The following is a 19,463-nucleotide window of genomic DNA, read 5'->3' as shown; positions in this document are numbered from 1 at the left end:
CAGGGAGAGGAGGGCAACACCATGAGCATGCCAGCAAGCGCCGTGCAACTGGCTGTCAAGAAGCACCTCACCTGCTCGATCCTGTTGTGGATGCGCACCGACCCGCCCCGCCAGACCGGCATGGACCACTGGAAAGGCCCGCACTCGGGGATCATCTCCGCCAGCCCGGGCCTGGAGGAGTACCGCCAGATCCACCTCGCCGAGCACAACTCGGGTGCCTACGCGGACGAGATCAACGTGTTCCGTCGCACCCTGCTCTACGGCGGCCCGCCGAACTCGTCCCGCTGGTACGACGTCGCAGGCCCGGGCGAGAAGGTCGGTGCCCTCGTCCTCGTCTGTCTGCGCCGCAAGGACGGGTCGGCGCGGGTGTGTCCCGGAAGTTCGTCAAGAAGCAGCTCGCCCGCGCAGTCGCCGGCACCGGAGTGCTGAAGGAACTGCGTACACAGACGCTCCTGCCCTGGATCCAAAAGCTGTAGGACACCCCGAACGTCGCCCACGACAACCCCACGACCAGCGCTTCCACGCCTCGCTCACCCTCGAGTTCCCCCGACACCGCGGCACGGGACGCCTTCTTCACCGGCCACGTGATCCAGGACCAGTCCAGCCGGCCGGCACCTCTGGTCTCCGCGATCCACGCCTACGACGTCGCCGCCGCCCTCACCTACGTCAAGAACGGCGACATCGTCCCGCACTACCAGGAGTGAGCGACAACGGCCGGCAGCAGAGCCGCCGGACCTGCTCGGCAATCCCCCATGCCTCCCCATCCCCCAAGCCTCCCTCCCCCTGACGCCCCTTCGGCCGTCGACACCCATCACACATCTGGAGCCAGACCATGAGCGAGCAGAGCACCATCCACTACGAGCGCAGCTCACCCCAGGTCGCGAAGATCACCTTCGCCAACCCGCCCGTCAACCTCATCGTCGGCGAGACCGTCCTGCGCCTCACCGAGATCGTCGAGAAGCTGGCCACCGACCCGGACATCCAGGTCGTGGTGTTCGACAGCGCCACCCCCGACTTCTTCTACAACCACTTCGACCTGGCCGCCGCCGCCGACTTCCCCGCCCCCGAGGACGAGAACGAGGTGCCGGCCTGGACGAACCTGGTCCTGGCACTCTCCAAAGCGCCCTACATAACCATCGCGGCCATCCGTGGGCGCACCCGCGGCGGCGGGAACGAGCTCGCCCTGGCCCTCGATCTGCGGTACGCCAGCCGGGAGAAGGCGATCTTCGGGCAGCCGGAGGTCGGCAGCGGACTGCTCCCCGGCGGTGGCGGCACCGAACGCCTCCCCCGGGCCATCGGGCGCGACCGCGCCCTCGAAGCCATCCTCACCAGCGACGACTACGACGCCGACACCGCCGAACGCTGGGGCTGGATCACCCGTGCCCTCCCCGACAGCGAACTCGACGGCTTCGTCGACACGATCGTCGGCCGGCTCGCCTCCTTCGACCGCACCTCACTCGCCTCGGCCAAAGCCCAGATCAACCGGGCATCCCTGCCCCCGGACGAGGATCTGGTCGCCGCCTACGGCGAGTTCGCCCACTCCCTCGCCCTCCCCGGGTTCCTCGTCCGCGCCGTCGGCACGCAGGCCTTCGTCGAGCAGGCGGGCATCGACTTCGAGTACCGCCTCGGGCACTACATCGGCCTTGCCAACCAGCAACTCTGACCCCCATCACGAAGCGAGCACCGACGCAGCAGATGCTGCGGCGGTGCTCGTCTGTCGGGGGGCCACCATCGCGGCGACCCGACGATCGTGGCGGCGCACACCTCCTCGACGCCGGCCAGCCGCTCGAACGCCATGGACCGACGTGAAAGGACCATGTCGGGGCCGCAGAACAAACTCAGGCGTTCGTGCTCTGCAGGTCCGGGTAGAGCGCCTCGACCGGGCCGCTCAGGGCCGACTTCACCTGCACGGTCAACTCGTCGGCCAGGACCTCGTACGCGCCGGCCTCGACGGCGTCGTAGACCGTGGTCACCAGCTCTCCCGGCAGCAACTTGGGGCCTTCGGCGTGCTCGGCCATAGGGGTGTCGACATAACCCATGTGCACCCCCGTCACGTGGACGCCCTTGGGCGCGAGCTCGATGCGCAAAGAGTTGGTGGCCGACCACAGTGCGGCCTTGGACGCGCTGTAGACGCCGCCGAAGGCGTACCAGCTGGCAACGGAGTGCACGTCGACGAGGAGCGAATCCGGCTTGGCGGCGAGGATCGGTGCGAAGGCGCGGGCGAGGAAGACGGGGCCGAAGAAGTTCGTCTCCATGTTCCCCCGGATGTCTGCCTCGCTGACGTCGAACAGGCTCGCGCTCGGCGGGACCGCGCCCGCGTTGTTGATGAGCATGGTGACGTCCGGCGCGGCGGCGACAGCCGCGTCGATCGACGCGGGATCGGTGACATCGAGCGTGAGGGGGACGATGCGCTCATCGTCCCAGGTCCGGGGGGAACGGGCGGTGGCGTAGACCTTGGTGGCTCCGCGAGCCAGGGCGTCGTGGACGAAGTGGGTTCCGAGGCCGCCGTTCGCTCCGGTGACCAAGACGACTGCTCCGTTGAGGGAGGGCATGGGCGTTCCTTTCAAGGGGTACGAAGCGCGCGGTCGGCGCCATCGCTCCGCACGGAGAGAGCAATGGCTCCGCTCCCGGCTGTGGGAGCATGAGCGAAGACACTTTCGAGCCGACACGTTAATGACTACGTTCACAACTGAGTCTAGTCAGAATCTATTCCCGGAGGGCACCGCCATGTCTCTCGCCTCCCAGCCGACCGGACGGCGCGAGCGGAACAAGCGGGACAAACTCGAGCGCATCATTGCCGCCGCGAGCGAGCTGTTCGCCGAACGCGGCGTGGACGAGGTCACGACCCAGCAGATCGCCGACAAGGCCGACATCGGCACCGGGACACTGTTCCTGTATGCCAAGACCAAGGGCGAACTTCTCCTGCTCGTGCAGAACGTCAAGTACGCCGAATCACTCGCCCGGGGCCGGGCGGAAGCCGAGACCACCCCGGGCGTGCTCGACGCGGTACTGGCGATCGTCCGGCCGATCGTGGAGTGCAACCGCACCCAGATCGACAACGGACGCACCTACATGCGAGAGGCGGTCTTCGGCGACCCCGAGGAGCCCCGGCACGGCGAAGCACTCGCCATCGCCGCGCAGGCCGAGGAGGCCATCGCCGCCGTGCTGCGCCGAGACGAGCGGGTCACAGAGGGCGATGCCGCGACGCTGGCGCACATCGTGTCCGCCGTGATGTTCCTCAGCATGGCGGCGAGCGTGAACATCACCTTGAGCGTCGAAGAGCTCGTGCAGGACATTCGACGGCAGGTCAGCGTCCTGCTGCCTCGCTGAAGCGCGCCGCACGTTCTGCAAGCGGACGCATCCCAGGACGTCTTGCACCTGCAAGCCCTCCAAGACCGCCCTCTGGGGCTGCGGCGGGGCGTTGCAGCCCTCGGTGGACAGACCGGACACCACAAGGGCACCGGCAGTTCGACCGGCGCCTTGCTCAACCCGGCGGAAGACGCCGCCTCGGACTGTGCTTGTTCGGTCGGCCCGCTTACGGGCCCGTCGGACCCGATCAGCGCCGCCGCGACCGACGGACCACGCGGGCCCGCAGGTCACGGCGAGCACGGAAGCGTTCCGGCACAACGGCACCCGGCGTCCTCGGGTGACATGCGCCGCCGAAATCGACGGCGTCACGCACCCACCCGGCCGGAGCCGGCCGGCGCCGTTCTCGACCTTGGTGAACCGCGGGTTCTCCCCCGCCCTTGATGCCGCCGCCCGGCCGAAAACTCAGCTCGGGCAGCCGCGAGGAGATTCGTTGCGCAGCCTCCAGATCTCCTTCCACTGCCGGGCATGGTCGACCGCCACCAGCGGGTCGGGTCCGTCGGCCCGCTGCACCGCGAGACTGACCCCGCATTCCCTGCACAGCCGATGGATCCGGTAGGCACCGTCGTACCAGACGATGGTGTCGTCCAGGCTTCCGCACACACGGCACGTCAGTACAGGAGCCTCATCCGGCGCCACCGACGAACGGAGCACCCGCTCGACCACCGCCGGCAGCGGCTCGTCGGGATGAATCGTCGGCTCGGGACAGTAGGCAATGTTCCCCCACCCACGCTGCCAGCCTCTCCAGGACTCGTCTCGTTTCACTTGCCGAAAGCCACGCGCTTTGTCCGCTCGGCGACTGTTGGCATAGGCCCGCTCATCGGCGAGCCAGAGCTGTCGTGCGTGGTGCAACTCCTCGACGGCACGTATGAGCGAGCTCGGATCCTTCTCCAGATCCTTGGGGATCCCCGCGCTGAGGCAGAGATGGTGGTACGTGGCCCGGAAGCCGTAGGGCGCGAAGTGGACGAGGCACGACCGAAGATTCGTATGCCGGACGCGCGTCGGCAGGCCCTCGTCGTACACCCGTCTCCGGTGCGTGTTGAAGCTGCTCATCCCAGGACGCTATGGCCTGCCACGCACCGATCGCACTTCACTTTCACGCAAGGTTTCGCCTCTGCCGTATTCTTCACGAAAATGCCGCCAGAACCGTTTTCAAGTTGCGCCATGACTGGCGGGAAGCCGCACCTGACCCGCGCCAGTGGTTGACCGAGCGTCACGCTCCACGTCAGCGCGGCAAGCAGAGTGGTGAGGGAGACCGCGGCGTGCAGAGCGCCCCGAGCCGCTGTGATAGCCGGGCTTCCATGGACATCGTCCGGTGATCGGCACTCTTTCGGCCCACCGAGATAGGCAGAAGGAAGACAGCGCACGAGCCGAGCTCGGCGGAGTCGGCCCGCAGGGTCTCGAATCCGCCCGCGACCCTTCTGGCCGCACTTCTAGAGCTCGTCGGGGTCGCCCTCCGTCGCAGGTCAGCACCTTCAGCGTGGCTGACCTCCACATCCTGAGGTGTGGCGAGTGCCGACTCACTGCCCCAGCATGCGGTCGCGAGCCCTGCCCAGACCGTCGGCCAAGGCAGTGAGCTGCTCGGGGGTCAGGACGTCGATGAGCAGCTCGCGGACCGCGGTCACGTGGCCCGGGGCCGCCCGCTCCAGCGTGGCGAAACCGGTGTCGGTCAGGACGGCGTACACGGCACGAGGGCCGCTCGGGCAGATCCGGCGCCGTACCAGCCCCGCCTTCTCCAGTTGGGTGATCTGGTACGTCACGCCGCTCTGGGAGGCGTACACCGACTCGGCGAGTTCCGTCATGCGCAGCTCCCGGCCCTCGGCTCCGGAGAGCCTGGCAAGGATTTCGTACTGCACGTGGGTCAGGTCGGCGTCGTCCTTCAGCTGCTGGTCAAGGCGCCGGTTCAGCAGCGCGGCGGCGCTGAAGAACGCCATCCAGGCCCGCGTCTCCTCGCCGGTCAACCATCGCGTGTGACCCACGGCGCCACCTCCTTCATCAAATTTTAAGTAGAGGGTAGTACCTTGGCGAACGACTTCAAATTTGAAGCCGATTGCGTAGCGAGAGGTACCCACGATGGGATTCAGCAGAAGGACGCTCCTCCGGACCGCGGCGCTCGGCACCGCCGCGGCCGGTCTTCAGGCCATGACGTCGAACACGGCCTCCGCCGCGCCCTCCGGCCAAGCGGCGGCCGGTGAACAGGAACAGCTCCAGGCCCTGTACCGCACGGCCAAGGACGAAGGCGGACGACTGACCGTCTACATGGGCGGCGACGCCCCCGGATTCTTCGACTTCATCCCGCAGGCCTTCCTAACGCAGTTCCCTGGCATCCAGGTCAACACGATCACCGACCTGAGCAAGTACCACGACGCGCGCATCGACAATCAACTCGCCACCGGCAACCTGGTCGCCGACCTCGCCATCCTGCAGACCACACACGACTTCGACCGCTGGAAGGCCATGGGCGAACTCCTGCGGTACCGCCCGGTCGGCTGGGACAACGTGTTCGACAACGCCAAGGACCCCGATGGCCACTGGACAGGCGCCTACTACGGGGCGTTCGCCCCGATCGTCGGCATCCATCAAGTGCCGGCCGACCCGAACGACTTCCGTGCCACCGACCTGCTCAGCCCCGTCTTCACCAACAAGATCGTCTCCACCTGGCCGAACGACGACGACGCGGTGCTCTTCCAGTACAAGCTGTTCGTCGACCAGTACGGCTGGGGCTGGCTGGACAAGTTCGCCGCGCAGCGGCCCACCTACGTGCGCGGCCTGCTGGGGTCGATCAGCGGCGTCACTGACGGCACCTACCTTGCCAGCCCGGCCGGAGCCGGGGGCACGGGTCCCAACAGCGTCCAGGTGCTGCCCCGCCACGACCGATTCCCGTCCTGGGCACAGCGCGCCGCCATCTTCCGGCGGTCCCGGCACCAGGCCACCGCCAAACTGTTCATGAGCTGGCTGCTCTCCCAACAGGCTCAGCAGAACGTCATCGCGAGCTTCACCTGGTCGGTACGCGCCGATGTCGCCCCGCCCGCGGGGCTGAAGCCCCTCGCCGACTACCCCACCACCGACCCCCTCGCCTTCCCCAGGTTCATGAGCGACCGCGCCGCCGTCGATCGGTTCAAGTCCCAGGTCGAGTTGTACGTCGGCGCGGTACAGGGCCCCGACCCGGCCGACTCCCAGAACACCCTCGGCCGCACCCCCGGCGGATTCTGAAACCCGCCATCCACGCCTGCGCATCAAACCGACCCCGGTCGGTGTGCGGGCCTCCGAGATTCGGTAGGTGAGTCCGGCCGTTGGGGCGGTGCTTGGGGTGCGGACACCGTGCCGCGGTGTCGCCCCAGAGAGCCTTGATGTAGGCGTCCGGCACGGACAGCGCGTCTGCGGGGACGCCTAGTCGGCGGCCGGTCGCCCGGTGCCAGCAGCCGCAGCAGGGTTGGCGGCGTCAAGGCCTGGGCGTCCACACCGACTTCACCTGTTCAGGTCAGACTTCGGGCGCGAGGCCAGCCAGCCGGTGAGCTCGCGGATGTGACGGGGATGGGCTGCCGAGGTCGAGCCGGTGAAGAAGTGGCGACCGCAGGGCCGTGCGGCGGGCATCAGGTGCGGCTGCTCCCGTCGCTGGACAACTGGCTGACCCAGCACCACCTGGCCCGGTTCGTCGCGGATTTGGCCGGCGTGCGCTCGACCTCGGACCGGTTCTGGCTGGCTGCGCCGGAAAGTGCGGCTAGTGCTGTGACCGCACAGGTTCACCGGTTTGGTGGTCGCGGCGGTTGGATGTGGGGTGACGTCCTATCCGACCGCTGGAGGCGCGGTGGCTGAGCCCGTCCGTGTGCGCAGGCTGACCGACCAGGAGGGGCAGAAGCTGCAGCAGATCGTGCGCCGGGGCAACACCAGTTCGGTGCGCTACCGGCGGGCAATGATGCTGCTGGCAGCGGCCGGCGGGAACGCCCGTGATCGCCCAACTCGTGGCGGCCGACGAAGACACAGTGCGCGATGTGATCCACCGATTCAATGAGATCGGCCTGGCCTGCTTGGACCCTCGGTGGGCGGGAGGCCGTCCCCGCCTGCTCAGCCCTGACGACGAGGACTTCGTTGCGGCGACGGCCACCACCCGACCGGCCAGGCTCGGCCAGCCCTTCACCCGCTGGTCGTTACGCAAACTCGTCGTCTACCTGCGCAAGGTTCACGGCCGGGTGATCCGCATCGGCCACGAGACCTTGCGCTGCCTGCTGGCCCGCCGCGGCGTCACCTTTCAACGGACCAAGACTTGGAAGGAGTCCACCGACCCCGAACGTGACGCCAAGCTGGACCGCATCAAGCACGTTCTGGAGCAATTTGCCGCCGCGTTTTCGCCTTCGACGAGTTCGGCCCGCTGGGAATCCGGCCCACCGGTGGGACCTGCCTGCTGAGCCCCACCGAAGCGGCCCGACCGCGTCCCTGCGACCTACCACCGCACCCACGGTGTGCGCTACTTCCACGGCTGCTACTCGGTCGGCGACGACACGTTATGGGGCGTGAACCACCGAAAGGGAGCCGTGAACACGCTGGCCGCGCTCAAGTCGATCCGCGCTGCCCGCCCGGACGGCGCACCGATCTACGTGATCCTGGACAACCTGTCCGCGCACAAAGGCGCCGACATCCGCAGCTGGGCGAAGAGGAGCAAAGTCGAGCTGTGCTTCACCCCGACCTATGCCTCGTGGGCGAACCCGATCGAAGCCCACTTCGGACCGCTGCGGCAGTTCACCATCGCCAACTCGAATCACCCCAACCACACCGTGCAGACCCGGACTTTGCACGCCTACCTCCGCTGGCGCAACGCCAATGCCCGCCACCCGGCCGTCCTGGCCGCCGAACGCAAGGAACGCACCCGCATCCGCAGCGAGAAGGGCATCCGCTGGGGCGGACGCCCCAAGGCCACCGCAGCCTGAACGACCCGGCGAATTGCCGCGCTCACAGCACTAGCATGGGCGCAGGGCCGACGGAGGGGAGTGACAGACCTGATGGAACCCTTGGAGCCGAACATCACTCCCCTGCCCGCGTCGTTTCCCATCGTGCCTGCGACAAATCCCGACGGCGGCTGGGGTGCGCGGCGGACTCCGCTGCCCGCGCCACCGCTCGTTCTCGACCCCGCGCAGCGAGACGGGGACCTCGACCCCCTCGCACTGCGCACGTTCGTGCTGTCGACGCTGTCGCCGCAAGACCGTCGAGCCCTGCGCGAAAGGCTCACCCCCCAGGAACGAGCCCGCCTTGCAGCGGAGACGGCGGGCCCTGAAGGAGAGCGCCTCCTCATGGTCCGCGCGGGGCTGCGGCTCCTCCTCGGGCAGATGCTGGACGCCGACCCAGGGGCCGTCGTCCTCGATGACGGCCCCTGTCCGCACTGCGGCCAGCCCCATGACCTCACCGCCAGCTCCCCGGCCGGCCGACGACTGCACTACGCCGCCGTCGGGCGAGGCGATCTCGTCGTGTACGCAATCTGTCGCTTCCCCGTCGGACTCGGACTCGGCGTGCCCGACGGACCTGGCCGCCAGGCATGGCTGAGGGCCCGCCGTCCGGCCCGGCTCGCCGCGCGCTGGCAGGCCGTGGCCCGGGGACTGTGTTCCGCTCCGCGGGACAGTTCGGTGGAGTACATCCTGCGCTTCGTCGATACGGCGCCCGCAAACGACTGTGTCGTATCGGTGGCGCTGGAGGTGCCCTACCGCCCGGACAACCCCGTTTTCCGGGACCCGCCAACCGACTCACACAGACGAAGGGGAGTGACAGACCTGGTGGAAGAACGCGTGGAGCGAGATGTCACTCCCCTGCCCGCGTCGTTTCCCATCGTGCCTGCGACAAATCCCGACGGCGGCTGGGGTGCGCGGCGGACTCCGCTGCCCGCGCCACCGCTCGTTCTCGACCCCGCGCAGCGAGACGGGGACCTCGACCCCCTCGCACTGCGCACGTTCGTGGTGTCGACGCTGTCGCCGCAAGACCGTCGAGCCCTGCGCGAAAGGCTCGCCCCCGAGGAGGAAGCCCGCCTTGCAGCGGAGATGACGGGCCCTGAAGGAGAGCGCCTCCTCATGGTCCGCGCGGGGCTGCGGCTACTCCTCGGGCAGATGCTGGACGCCGCCCCAGGGGCCGTCGTCCTCGATGACGGCCCCTGTCCGCACTGCGGCCGGCCCCATGACTTCACCGCGAGCTCTCCGGCCGGCCGACGACTGCACTACGCCGCCGTCGGGCGAGGCGATCTCGTCGTGTACGCAATCTGTCGCTTCCCCGTCGGACTCGGACTCGGCGTGCCCGACGGACCTGGCCGCCAGGCATGGCTGAGGGCCCGCCGTCCGGCCCGGCTCGCCGCGCGCTGGCAGGCCGTGGCCCGGGGACTGTGTTCCGCTCCGCGGGACAGTTCGCTGGAGCACATCGTGCGCTACGTCGACACGGCGCCCGAAAACGACTGTGTCGTATCGGTGGTACTGGAGGTGCCTTACCGCCCGGACAACCCCGTTTTCCGGGACCCGCCAACCGACTGACAGCCTGGAACCGTCAACTCCTAACAAAATGATCTCCAAGGTGGCTGGATCACTCCGGGACTGATGATCGAGGGTTGGAGTGGCTCGGCCGAAGCCGCGGGAAGTCGACCACGAGCTGTGGGCGGTGATCGAGCGGCTGCTGCCAAAGGTGGAGCGTCGGCCGCGGCACCCCGGGCGAAGGCGGCATCCGGACCGACTGGTATTCCAGGGCATCCTGTTCGTCCTGCGCACGGGGATCGCTTGGGAACATCTGCCGCAGGAACTCGGCTTCGGCTGGGGCATGACCTGCTGGCGCCGCCTGGCCGAGTGGACCGAGCCTGGAGTCTGGCCCCGGCTGCACGAGGTCCTGCTGGCCAAGCTTCGCAGGGCGAACGCCCTGGACTTCTCCCGGGCGGCCGTCGACGGCTCCCACATACGGGCATTGAAAGGGGGATCCAAGACAGGACGAAGCCCCGTTGACCGGGGCAGGACGGGCAGCAAGCACCACCTGATCACCGACGCCACCGGTATCCCGCTTGCCGCCACCTTGATCGGCGGCAACCGCAACGACGTCACCCAGCTGATTCCGCTGCTTCAGGCGGTGCGCCGGTGCGAGGCAAGCGCGGCCGGCCCCGGCACCGCCCGGGCGTGGTGCTGGGCGACCGCGGCTACGACCACGACAAGTACCGCCGCCTCGTCTGGGATCTCGGCGTGAAGCCGCTGATCGCCCGTCGGGGCACCGAGCACGGCTCCGGACTCGGCACCCAACGCTGGGTCGTGGAGCGAGCATTCGCCCACCTGCACTGGTTCCGCCGCCTGCGGATCCGCTGGGAGATACGCGACGACATCCACGAAGCTTTCCTCACCCTCGGATGCGCACTGCTCTGCTGGTGACGCCTGAACTCCTGACAGGAGCTTCAAGACAGGCACGGCCTACATTGACAGCCCGGTGGCCGACCTCAGGTTGGCTTGCGCCACACGGAGATGTGCTTCGCGGAGCCCTGGGTGAACGGATTCTCGTCCCAGTCCGCGACGCGACGTTCAAGCTCAAGGCCGGCGATCCGCGCCATCAGGTCGAGCTCTGCCGGCCAGGCGTACCGGTGTCGGGAGTTGTCGCGGCGGTAGCGGCCGTCGTCGCCGTCGCGGGTGAGGTGGTGCGAGACGAGAATCTGCTCGACCAGATCGAAGGTGTCGAAGCCGAGATGCTGCTCGGAGACATCGAACGGTACCGCGACCTGGCCGGGCGGCAGGAACCGCAGCGGCGGCACACCCAGCTCAATGACGAATCGGCCGCCGGGCTCCAGATGCCGTGCGGCGTTGCGGAAGCACTCGACCTGCTCGTCCTGAGTGAGCAGGTTCGTGATGGTGTTGTAGACGAGATAGACCAGGGTGAACCCACCGGGAACGACGGTGGTAGCCATGTCACCGATGACTACCGGGAGCGTGTCCTCGTCGATCTTGCGCCGCAGCACCGCTGCCATGTGCTCGGATAGTTCGATGCCCACTACCGGCACGCCGCGTTCCCGGAGTGGGACTCCAACTCGTCCGGTACCGATGGCGAACTCCAGTGCCCGGCCGTCTCCGGCGAGCTCGGCGAGGAAGGCGAGGGTCGGTCCGAGGACGGCAGCCGAGGACGCTTCGGCCTCCTCGGCGTCGTAGCGGTCGGCGGTCTCACGGGGCCACAGTTCACTGCTCGTCACGGACGGCCACTTTGCCGGGGACTGAGGGGCGCTGTCGACGCATTTACGTTCTCTCCAGCGGAGCGTGAACCACCCACAACTCGTCGCCACCTTCCCACGGCTTCGGCCGATCCACCCCGCACCCCGAATCATCAGTCCCGGAGTGATCCAGCCACCTTGGAGATCATTTCGTTAAGAGTTCTAAGAGGTCGTTTCTTTTGGTGTGCGTGAGGGCTGGCTGGTGAGTGGTGAGCGTGGCCATGGCTGGTGTCACTGCGTGTGTGGAAAGGCTGTTCCAGCCAGAGCCTTTGCGGCGAGGTGTACAGCGTTCTCCCAGGCCCGGACCTCTTCGGGGGACATGAAGTCGAGGTGGTACTCCAGGCCCACGGCCGCCACGAACTCCCGCTCAGGATCTGTCAACGCCTCGATCCCCTGCCAGACTCGATCTGCGACCATCTTCGGTGACAAGGCACCGGCGGTCAGCTCTGTCGCCATGTGATGCAGGAGGCAGCGTTCAGCGGTCTCGTAGTCCGGGATCTGGATCCCGAGCTCCTCCATGGTGTCCCCGAAGAGCTGGCGGATCTCTGCTGGGTGCTCGCGCCGGGAACGGCCAGCCAGGTCGCGCAGTGAAGGAGAGTCATGGCCGGCAGCCAGTAGGTGGGCCGCCAACATGGGCAGGTCTTCCTCGCAGATGGGGTTCGCCGCGTACTTCCAGGCGATGGTGGCTGGCTCGTCCATGAGCGAATCCTGACCGAGGGGAACACCTCTGACCAGTGAGTTATCGGATCCGTGTGAGGCGCCGATGGCCGATGAGGAGGGCAGCGATGCCCACGAAGGCCAGGAAGTGCTCGGGCTTGCGCTCGTAGCGGCGGTGGAGACGGCGGCAGCCTGCCAGCCAGGACACCGTTCGCTCGACCACCCATCGGTGGCGGCCGAGTCGTTGTGAGGATTCGATGCCTTTGCGGGCGATGCGGTGGCGTATGCCGCGGCTGCGGAGCCATCGGCGCAGGTGGTCGTAGTCGTATCCCTTGTCGCCATGGAGTTCCCAGGTCGCCTGCGACGCGGGCCCCGGCGGGACCGGATCGGCGGTATGCCTCGTACGAGCGGCACCAGGCGCTGACTGTCGTGCAGGTTGGCTGCGGAGATACCCAGGGACAGGGGCAGTCCTTTTCGGTCGGTGATCAGGTGGATCTTCGATCCCGGCTGCCGCGATCGGTCGGATTTGGTCCCGTCAGTAGCCCCCTTTTGCGGCCCTGACGCTTACCGAGTCGATTGCACATCGGGACCAGTCCAGCTCACCGAGCGCGCCGAGTTCGTCGAGGATGACGCGGTGCAGTCTGGCCCAGACGCGGGCACGGCTCCACTGCGCGAAGCGCCGGTAGACCGTGGGCCACGCCGGGCCGAAGGCCGGCGGGAGTTGCCGCCAGGTGCAGCCCGACGTGGCCACGAAGATGATCGCCGCCAACGTCTCGCGGTCGCCCGCCCGTCGTCGGCCCCCGCCCTGGGGACGTATGACCTCCGTAGGAGGTACCACCCGGCGAAACAGCTCGCACAACTCGTCCGGTACCAGCCGCTGGACCAGGTCTGCCATGCACTGACCAACGACCACCCCAGGCCAAAAGAAACGGTGCCTAAGGCTTGCCGGGAAACAAGTCGTGGCTTCCAACTGCGGGACTCGTTGCTCTGGTGTGGGGAGACCAGAGGGGATCGAGGCCGTCCTGGCTGCGAAGTTTCAGGTGTTGTTGCCGCACCTGGACGAGCGGCAGCGTCGGCTGGCCATAGGGGCGGAAGCACGGTCGCTGGGGCAGGGTGGGCTCGTCGTCCCTGCGCCTCGCCATGAAGCTCGGCATGGTCAAGGACGCGTCACCCTGGGACGGCATCGAGCTCGAGGCGAACGCCTCCAAGCGCGACGCGAGGAATGACAACTCAAGGCCGAGATCGCCATTTTCGGAGGAGAGGGCCGGGCCCCTGCCGGTCGAGGCGGAGGCCAGCGAGAACCGAGGACCAGGCCTTCGGCTCCGACTGCAAGAACGTGGACCTGCCCACCGAGCTCGACCACCGCGAAACGCGCCTTGCCAAACTACCGGCCGTCCGCGCACAGATCGAGGCCGAGGCCGCCGGCAGAACCCGCGGGCATGCCGACGACAGGAAACCCCGCTGCCAGGGCTGCGGCGGCACCAGCGACGAACAAGGCCGTCACCGACGCCCGTGCGAGAAAGCTGCCCGGACCGGTAGAGATTTCGGCCTGCCAGGTGGACCCCCCGCCGGCGTCTCGTGCGTAGGTCCGCTCGAGATGCTGTCGGCTCGAGCCGGGTGACTTCCTCTGCCCGGTGGCGACTTGGGTAGGCATCACCCCGCGCCTTGCCCGCGAACCCGCGAATGAAGAGCGCGCACGGTCGAGACGTCTTCGCGACGGTTCGTCGGACCTGAGCCTTCGGTGACAACCCCAGTGGTGCACAACCCTTGCCACCACCCCGTTCCGGCGTGTATCTATTACAACCGTAAGGCAAACGAGCGTAATATAACTACACGGAGCCGCGGTCCTCGCGCCGTATCCGGTGAGGTCAGATGAAGACGACAAAGAGCACGAAGTGGATCGACGTTCCCACCCGCACGATCGACGTCGGCGGGGTGCCCTTCGCCTATCGCGAACTCGGTCCGACCGGCGGTGTTCCGGTGGTGTTCCTGCACCACCTGATGGCTGTCCTTGACGACTGGGACCCGAGGATCATCGACGGCATCGCCGCCCGTCACCGGGTGATCACGTTCGACAACCGCGGGGTCGGCGCGTCCGGAGGATCCGTGCCGACCGACATCGCGGACATGGGCCGCGACGCCGTCGCCTTCATCCGCGCGATGGGACTCGAGAAGGTCGACCTCCTCGGGTTCTCGCTCGGCGGCGGAGTCGCACAGATGGTGGCCCTGCAGGCACCCGAGCTCGTGCGCCGGATCATCCTGGCCGGGACCGGTCCCCGCGGGGGCGGCGGCATCAAGGAGATCAACAAGGTCGCGGTCAGTGCGTACGTAAAGTCCGCGCTCACCTTGAAAGACGCCAGGACGTTCCTGTTCTTCCCCCGCGACGCGCAGGGCAAGAGGGCCGCGAAGGACTACCTCGCCCGGCTCAAGGAACGCACCCGGAATCGCGACGAGAAGATCTCCCTGCAGGCTCGACGCGCGCAGCTGAAGGCCATCCGCGCGGCCGGGCTGCACGCACCCGACGACCTCTCGGTGATCACCCAGCCGGTCTTCGTCGCCAACGGTGATCACGACCTCATGGTGGCGAGCAGCAACTCGGCCGACATGGCCCGCCGGATCCCGAACGCCCGGCTGAAGATCTACCCGAACTCCGGGCACGGTGGCGTCTTCCAGTACCACCGGGAGTTCGTCCCCGAGGTTCTGGAGTTCCTCGGTGGCTGAGAGACCCGACCGGTCGATCGCCGGAAAGGTCGCCCTCGTCACCGGTGGCGGCCGGGGCCTGGGCGCGGCGACCGCGCGGTCCCTGACCGCCGCCGGCGCCCGGGTCTTCGTGATCGATCTGCACCGCCCGGCGGCGGGCGAGGCGATCGACGAGCGGGTCACCTACCTGGTCGGCGATGTGACCGACCTCGGCGACATGACCCGAGCGGTCGAGACCGTCGTCAGGGACGCAGGACGCCTGGACATCGTGATCGCGAACGCAGGTGTACTCGGGCGGGGCGTGACCCTCCGGGCGTCATCGCCTTCGGTGGTCGACCGGCTCTTCGACGTGAACGTCGGGGGTGCGCTCAACACGGTCCGTGCTGCCCTTCCGAGCCTCATCGAGAACCGCGGTCGGCTCGTACTGGTCTCGTCGGTCTTCGCGTTCGTCAACGGCGCCGGCGCCATCCCGTACGCCATGAGCAAGGCGGCGGTCGAACAGCTCGGCCGTGGACTGCGAGTCGAGCTCGCCGCTCATGGCGTCAGCGTCACGACCGCGTATTTCGCGGTGATCAACACGGACATGACCCGGCAGGGCCTCGACGAGGATCCCGTAGCCCAGGCACTGCTCGGCACCCAACCGCGGTTCCTGCGCAAGCGCATCAGCGCCGAGCAAGCGGCGCAAGCCATCGTCGTAGGACTGTGTCGCCGGGACGTACAGGTCTTTCGTCCACGCAGATGGACCGTGGTCTCGAAAGTCCGCGGACTCATCGCACCCGGGTTGGACTCCGGCCTGGCGCGGGATCGCACCGTCCAGAACATCCTCGGACGCCTCGACACGCGTGAAGGCGAGGACTTCCTGACCACCTGACGTCAGGACGGACTCGGTGCCCCGACTACGCACAGACCAGGAGCCATTGATGACAAGTTCGACCCGGAACGTGTCCGGTCTACTGACCCGCAGCGCGTCGGAATATCCCGCGCGCACCGCGATCGTCTTCGGTGGCGATCGAATCTCCTACGCGGAACTCGACGCGGCGTCGAACCGGGTGGCGAACCTGCTGACCGAGCGCGGCATCCGCCCCGGCGAGAAGGTCGCCCTGTCCTGCACGAACATCCCGCAGTTCACGACGATCTACTTCGGGATCCTCAAGGCCGGCGCGGTTGTCGTGCCGGTGAACGTGCTCCTGAAGGCGCGTGAGATCGCCTACCACCTCAACGACTCCGAAGCGACGGCGTACTTCGCCTTCGAAGGCAGTGCAGAGCTCCCGATCGGGCGCGAGGCATGGTCGGCCTTTCAGGACGCCGACCATGCCGCGCACTTCTTCCTCATCGGCAGCGGCGCAACTGTGGACGGCGTCACCCCGGACCAGATCTACGCCCCCGCTGTCGCCGGGCAGCCAGAGACGTTCGAGACGGTCGAGCGGGCCGACGACGACACCGCGGTCATCCTCTACACGTCCGGTACCACCGGGCAGCCCAAGGGAGCAGAGCTCAGACACCGGAATGTGTACGACATTGCCCGAGCTGGTGTCCAGCTGTTCGAGTCGGACCCTGTGACGCCTGACGTCTACCTGTGCGTCCTTCCGCTGTTCCATGCGTTCGGCCAGATGGTCATCCAGAACGGCGCGATTGGGTTCGGCGGCACACTCGTCCTGCAAGCCAGGTTCTCCGCCCGAGAGGCGCTGGAGCTCATGCTCGACCATGACGTGACCTTCTTCGGCGGCGTACCGACCATGTACTGGGGCCTGCTCGATGCGCTCGACGACAGCGTTGACGTCGCCCGGCTGGCCGCCGGCCTGCGCATCGCCGTGTCCGGTGGTTCCGCGCTTCCCGCGAAGATCCATCACGAGTTCAAGAAGCGTTTCGGTGTGACGATCCTCGAGGGCTACGGGCTCTCGGAGACGGCGGCGATCGCGTCGTTCGCCAAGTACGGCGAGGAGCCGCGTGTCGGATCGATCGGCCGGCCCATTGACGGGGTCCGGATGAAGCTCATCAACGACGACTGGTCGGATGTGGAAGACGACCCCGGTGCGGTCGGCGAGATCGCGATCAAGGGCTACAACGTCATGAAGGGCTACTACAAGCGCCCCGAGGCGACTTCGGAGGCCATCAACCAAGGATGGTTCCGCACCGGAGATCTGGCTCGCAAGGACGCGGACGGCTTCTACTCCGTCATCGACCGCTCCAAGGACATGATCATCCGCGGCGGGTTCAACGTCTACCCGCGCGAGCTCGAGGAGGTGCTCATGGAGCACCCCGCAGTCTCCTTGGTCGCTGTCATCGGAGTTCCGCACGTCAGTCACGGGGAAGAGATCAAGGCCGTCATCGTCAAGAAGGCCGGGGACAGTACGACTGAGGCTGAGCTGACAGCCTGGGGAAAGGAGCAGTTCGCAGGCTACAAATACCCCCGCATCGTCGAGTTCGTCGACGCCCTGCCCATGACCTCGACCGGGAAGATCCTCAAGCGCGAACTGTCCTAGAAGCAGGGCTGTCTCCGGCGCCACGGGTTCCCTGCGCACTGCCGGCGCCTCGGGGCTGTCACCCGGTCCCGTCCGGAACCGTGCCGGCACCGACATCACCATCAGCGCCACGGACATCGAAGACGGCATCGCCGACATGGTCGCCGTCGGCGTGATGGCACTCACCAGCGCCGATCTCGTCGAGCGCATACGCACTGGTGCGCGGCTGAACACCCGCGCCCTCCACCTTTTACGGCGGCGGCGTGGCCGACTGAGAGGCAGGCAGGCACGGAAAGAGCCTGCAGCTGCCGGGGTGGGCGAAAGGCGGCTCGTCGATTGGATGCGCATCGCGGGTGAGTGCTGCCCGTGGAGGGATCCTCATGAAATCCTCGCGTGTGAAGCGGCGATGGAGCAGCCCGCCGAGAGTCGCTCATCTGACGCGCCGGCCGCCACGGACACCCTCTTGCAGTCCTTGGTCGGGCGACAGCTCGGCTGCGGTCAACCGCTTGTGCCCCTTCGGCGACAGCTGACGTCAGGTTGAGCGGGCTTCGGCATCCTGCCTGGCCGCTGTGCTCCTGTCCTCGCGTTCGCGCGCGAAGGCCGGGCTGAGTTCACCAAGTACTTCGTCCATGGTGAAGGGCTCGCCGCACCCCTCACACACGGTGCCGCTCAGGCCCACCTCGCGCCCGCATGCCTGGTGGATGTGGTGGACGGCAATGCCTTCCCCGGGCTCCTTGCACCATGTCTCGCCCCATGCCCGCAGGGCGAGCAGCACCGAGGCGAAGGCCTCGCCCTTTGCGGTCAGGTGGTACTCGTAGCGGCGGGGTTTCGCGCTGTAGGCCCGGCGCTCGACCATGCCGTCGGCCTCCAGTCGCTTGAGGCGGTTGGTCAGCATCTGCGGCGAAGCCAGGGTCTGGACCTGTAGCGAGTCGAAGCGGCGGTTGCCCATGGTCAGCTCGCGCATGATCACCAGCGTCCAGCGGTCCCCGATCACCGCGCTCGAACGCGCGATGGGGCACTCCGTGCTCGTGATCTCCGACCAGCCGCCCATGTCGTCCTCCTCGTGAACTCGTTCCGTTCCCATCATCGCAGAGATCGAACGAATCCCTATGAAAAATAGAGTTGGTAACTATGATTTATTGAGTTACGGTGTGGATGGGCCGAGCGAGCGTCCGCGGCACAGGACCTGGACCCCTTGGCCCTTCTGGAGGAACGACTCATGACCGACACGCAGTACGAGCCGGCGCACACAGGGCTGCTCCTGATGGACCCCTACAACGACTTCCTCTCCGAAGGGGGGAAGCTGTGGCCCCTGGTCGAAGAGGTGGCCACGGAGGTCGGCCTGCTCGACAATCTGCGCGCGGTGACGGCCGCCGCGCGTGCGGCCGGCATCCAGGTCTTCGTCGTCCCGCACCGCCGCTGGCGCGAGGGCAACTACGCGAACTGGAACTTCCTCACCGCGGACCAGGCCGGCGGCAACCAGAACCGAGTCTTCGAAGACGGAGCCTGGGGCGGCGACTGGCACCCGGACTTCGTTCCCCAGGACAACGACGTCGTCGTCCACGAGCACTGGGGACAGAGCGGGTTCGCCAACACCGATCTCGACCTCCAGCTCAAGCAGCACGGCATCACCCATGTGGTGACCGTCGGCATGCTGGCAAACACCTGCATCGAGTCGACCAGCCGCTACGCCATGGAACTCGGCTACCACGTGACCCTGGTACGCGGAGCGACCGCCGCATGGACCCGGGAAATGCTGCACGCGGCCCACGACCTCAACGGCCCGTCCTACGCCCACGCCATCGTGAGCGCCGACGAGATCGTCACCGCATTCAAGGGAGCACAGGTCTGACGCTCACCAGAGAACCGCCCATGGGGGGCCGGTGCTGTCGAGTTCACTTCGACGGCGTGCCGAAGCGGCACTCAATGGATTTGAGCAGGCGGTCGGGGCAGTCCGGCGGACCGGGAGCCTCATTGTCCCTGACGCCATGACGGCCGTCCGGGACGCCGCTGCAGCACGTCAAGGCTTCCGCCGCCGAGGGGCCAACTTCCTCGCCAACTGACCACGCCGACCGAAA

The 19,463-nt window shown here is 67.5% G+C and carries 16 protein-coding genes and 2 pseudogenes; 11 read left to right on the top strand and 7 right to left on the bottom strand.

The annotated features are described in order from the left end of the window. Window positions 1–21: 21 nt before the first annotated feature. Together BFN33_RS53680 and BFN33_RS13280 are read left to right on the top strand one after the other, a co-directional pair. Entirely contained in the window at window positions 22–429 is a 408-nt protein-coding gene (locus tag BFN33_RS53680; RefSeq protein ID WP_218108981.1) for a hypothetical protein, read from the top strand. Window positions 430–832: 403 nt separating this feature from the next. Further along, window positions 833–1,663, top strand: coding sequence for an enoyl-CoA hydratase/isomerase family protein (locus BFN33_RS13280; protein ID WP_069760149.1), 831 nt, complete (start codon window positions 833–835; stop codon window positions 1,661–1,663). Window positions 1,664–1,838: 175 nt separating this feature from the next. On the opposite strand, the gene BFN33_RS13275 is transcribed toward BFN33_RS13280, so the two are convergent. Further along, window positions 1,839–2,552 (bottom strand): SDR family oxidoreductase, encoded by a 714-nt coding sequence (locus BFN33_RS13275; protein WP_069760148.1) that lies wholly within the window; start codon window positions 2,550–2,552, stop codon window positions 1,839–1,841. 175 nt (window positions 2,553–2,727) lie between these two features. Between BFN33_RS13275 and BFN33_RS13270 the strand changes: the two genes are divergently transcribed. After that, window positions 2,728–3,330: a TetR/AcrR family transcriptional regulator gene (locus BFN33_RS13270; protein WP_069760147.1), complete on the top strand. Its 603-nt coding sequence runs from the start codon at window positions 2,728–2,730 to the stop codon at window positions 3,328–3,330. A gap of 441 nt (window positions 3,331–3,771) precedes the next feature. Here BFN33_RS13270 and BFN33_RS13265 read toward each other — a convergent pair whose 3' ends face one another. After that, on the bottom strand, window positions 3,772–4,419 hold the full coding sequence (locus BFN33_RS13265) for a hypothetical protein (RefSeq protein ID WP_069760146.1): 648 nt from the start codon (window positions 4,417–4,419) through the stop codon (window positions 3,772–3,774). A 467-nt stretch (window positions 4,420–4,886) separates the two neighbouring features. Beyond that, the gene (locus tag BFN33_RS13260) at window positions 4,887–5,345 is read right to left on the bottom strand and encodes a MarR family winged helix-turn-helix transcriptional regulator (protein WP_069760145.1); all 459 of its coding nucleotides are present in this window, start codon (window positions 5,343–5,345) and stop codon (window positions 4,887–4,889) included. 94 nt (window positions 5,346–5,439) lie between these two features. On the opposite strand from BFN33_RS13260, the gene BFN33_RS13255 reads away from it, so the two are divergent. The 4 genes and pseudogenes from BFN33_RS13255 to BFN33_RS49720 all read left to right on the top strand — a co-directional run bounded on the left by BFN33_RS13255 (window position 5,440) and on the right by BFN33_RS49720 (window position 10,742). Beyond that, window positions 5,440–6,579, top strand: coding sequence for an ABC transporter substrate-binding protein (locus tag BFN33_RS13255; protein ID WP_256122740.1), 1,140 nt, complete (start codon window positions 5,440–5,442; stop codon window positions 6,577–6,579). Between the two features lie 595 nt (window positions 6,580–7,174). Beyond that, window positions 7,175–8,291 (top strand): annotated as a pseudogene (locus BFN33_RS55470) (IS630 family transposase). 72 nt (window positions 8,292–8,363) lie between these two features. Further along, entirely contained in the window at window positions 8,364–9,869 is a 1,506-nt protein-coding gene (locus BFN33_RS52640) for a hypothetical protein (RefSeq protein ID WP_141757967.1), read from the top strand. Window positions 9,870–9,948: 79 nt separating this feature from the next. Next, window positions 9,949–10,742 (top strand): IS5 family transposase gene (locus tag BFN33_RS49720; RefSeq protein WP_088245319.1). Its coding sequence is split into 2 segments (ribosomal slippage): window positions 9,949–10,453 and window positions 10,453–10,742, totalling 795 coding nucleotides; the frame shifts between segments, so codons are not numbered across the junction. A gap of 65 nt (window positions 10,743–10,807) precedes the next feature. Here BFN33_RS49720 and BFN33_RS13225 read toward each other — a convergent pair. From BFN33_RS13225 to BFN33_RS51290, 3 genes and pseudogenes are all read right to left on the bottom strand, one after another. Beyond that, window positions 10,808–11,548, bottom strand: coding sequence for a class I SAM-dependent methyltransferase (locus tag BFN33_RS13225; RefSeq protein WP_069760141.1), 741 nt, complete (start codon window positions 11,546–11,548; stop codon window positions 10,808–10,810). Window positions 11,549–11,797: 249 nt separating this feature from the next. After that, entirely contained in the window at window positions 11,798–12,265 is a 468-nt protein-coding gene (locus BFN33_RS13220; protein WP_069760140.1) for a hypothetical protein, read from the bottom strand. 40 nt (window positions 12,266–12,305) lie between these two features. Continuing rightward, window positions 12,306–13,118: pseudogene (locus BFN33_RS51290) on the bottom strand (IS5 family transposase). Window positions 13,119–14,095: 977 nt separating this feature from the next. Here BFN33_RS51290 and BFN33_RS13200 point away from each other — a divergent pair. Genes BFN33_RS13200 through BFN33_RS13190 form a run of 3 tightly spaced genes read left to right on the top strand, consistent with a single transcriptional unit; the run spans window position 14,096 to window position 17,406 of the window. Beyond that, window positions 14,096–14,944, top strand: coding sequence for an alpha/beta fold hydrolase (locus tag BFN33_RS13200; RefSeq protein ID WP_069760137.1), 849 nt, complete (start codon window positions 14,096–14,098; stop codon window positions 14,942–14,944). Next, window positions 14,937–15,794, top strand: a complete 858-nt coding sequence (locus tag BFN33_RS13195; protein WP_218108980.1) for an SDR family NAD(P)-dependent oxidoreductase — start codon at window positions 14,937–14,939, stop codon at window positions 15,792–15,794. The genes BFN33_RS13200 and BFN33_RS13195 overlap by 8 nt, the downstream gene beginning before the upstream one ends. A gap of 49 nt (window positions 15,795–15,843) precedes the next feature. After that, a complete protein-coding gene (locus BFN33_RS13190; RefSeq protein ID WP_069760136.1) occupies window positions 15,844–17,406 on the top strand; it encodes a long-chain fatty acid--CoA ligase in 1,563 nt (520 codons plus the stop codon). A gap of 511 nt (window positions 17,407–17,917) precedes the next feature. On the opposite strand, the gene BFN33_RS13185 is transcribed toward BFN33_RS13190, so the two are convergent. Next, window positions 17,918–18,349, bottom strand: a complete 432-nt coding sequence (locus tag BFN33_RS13185) for a helix-turn-helix domain-containing protein (RefSeq protein ID WP_218108979.1) — start codon at window positions 18,347–18,349, stop codon at window positions 17,918–17,920. A gap of 255 nt (window positions 18,350–18,604) precedes the next feature. Here BFN33_RS13185 and BFN33_RS13180 point away from each other — a divergent pair, with 255 nt between their 5' ends. Next, the gene (locus BFN33_RS13180; RefSeq protein ID WP_069760134.1) at window positions 18,605–19,237 is read left to right on the top strand and encodes an isochorismatase family cysteine hydrolase; all 633 of its coding nucleotides are present in this window, start codon (window positions 18,605–18,607) and stop codon (window positions 19,235–19,237) included. Window positions 19,238–19,463: the final 226 nt, after the last annotated feature.

The organism is Streptomyces sp. LUP47B, assembly GCF_001746295.1.
Taxonomy (GTDB): domain Bacteria; phylum Actinomycetota; class Actinomycetes; order Streptomycetales; family Streptomycetaceae; genus Streptomyces.
The sequence above is the reverse complement of the archived record's forward strand: the minus strand, read 5'-3'. Positions and strand labels throughout refer to the sequence as shown.

Excerpts from the sequence above, each read along its gene's own strand:
- BFN33_RS13190 (WP_069760136.1), top strand. The coding sequence starts at position 15,844 with ATGACAAGTTCGACCCGGAACGTGTCCGGTCTACTGACCCGCAGCGCG.
- BFN33_RS13280 (WP_069760149.1), top strand. The coding sequence starts at position 833 with ATGAGCGAGCAGAGCACCATCCACTACGAGCGCAGCTCACCCCAGGTC.
- BFN33_RS13265 (WP_069760146.1), bottom strand. The coding sequence starts at position 4,419 with ATGAGCAGCTTCAACACGCACCGGAGACGGGTGTACGACGAGGGCCTG.
- BFN33_RS13255 (WP_256122740.1), top strand. The coding sequence starts at position 5,440 with ATGGGATTCAGCAGAAGGACGCTCCTCCGGACCGCGGCGCTCGGCACC.
- BFN33_RS13185 (WP_218108979.1), bottom strand. The coding sequence starts at position 18,349 with ATGCGCGAGCTGACCATGGGCAACCGCCGCTTCGACTCGCTACAGGTC.
- BFN33_RS53680 (WP_218108981.1), top strand. The coding sequence starts at position 22 with ATGAGCATGCCAGCAAGCGCCGTGCAACTGGCTGTCAAGAAGCACCTC.
- BFN33_RS13180 (WP_069760134.1), top strand. The coding sequence starts at position 18,605 with ATGACCGACACGCAGTACGAGCCGGCGCACACAGGGCTGCTCCTGATG.
- BFN33_RS13220 (WP_069760140.1), bottom strand. The coding sequence starts at position 12,265 with ATGGACGAGCCAGCCACCATCGCCTGGAAGTACGCGGCGAACCCCATC.
- BFN33_RS13270 (WP_069760147.1), top strand. The coding sequence starts at position 2,728 with ATGTCTCTCGCCTCCCAGCCGACCGGACGGCGCGAGCGGAACAAGCGG.
- BFN33_RS13200 (WP_069760137.1), top strand. The coding sequence starts at position 14,096 with ATGAAGACGACAAAGAGCACGAAGTGGATCGACGTTCCCACCCGCACG.
- BFN33_RS13275 (WP_069760148.1), bottom strand. The coding sequence starts at position 2,552 with ATGCCCTCCCTCAACGGAGCAGTCGTCTTGGTCACCGGAGCGAACGGC.
- BFN33_RS52640 (WP_141757967.1), top strand. The coding sequence starts at position 8,364 with ATGGAACCCTTGGAGCCGAACATCACTCCCCTGCCCGCGTCGTTTCCC.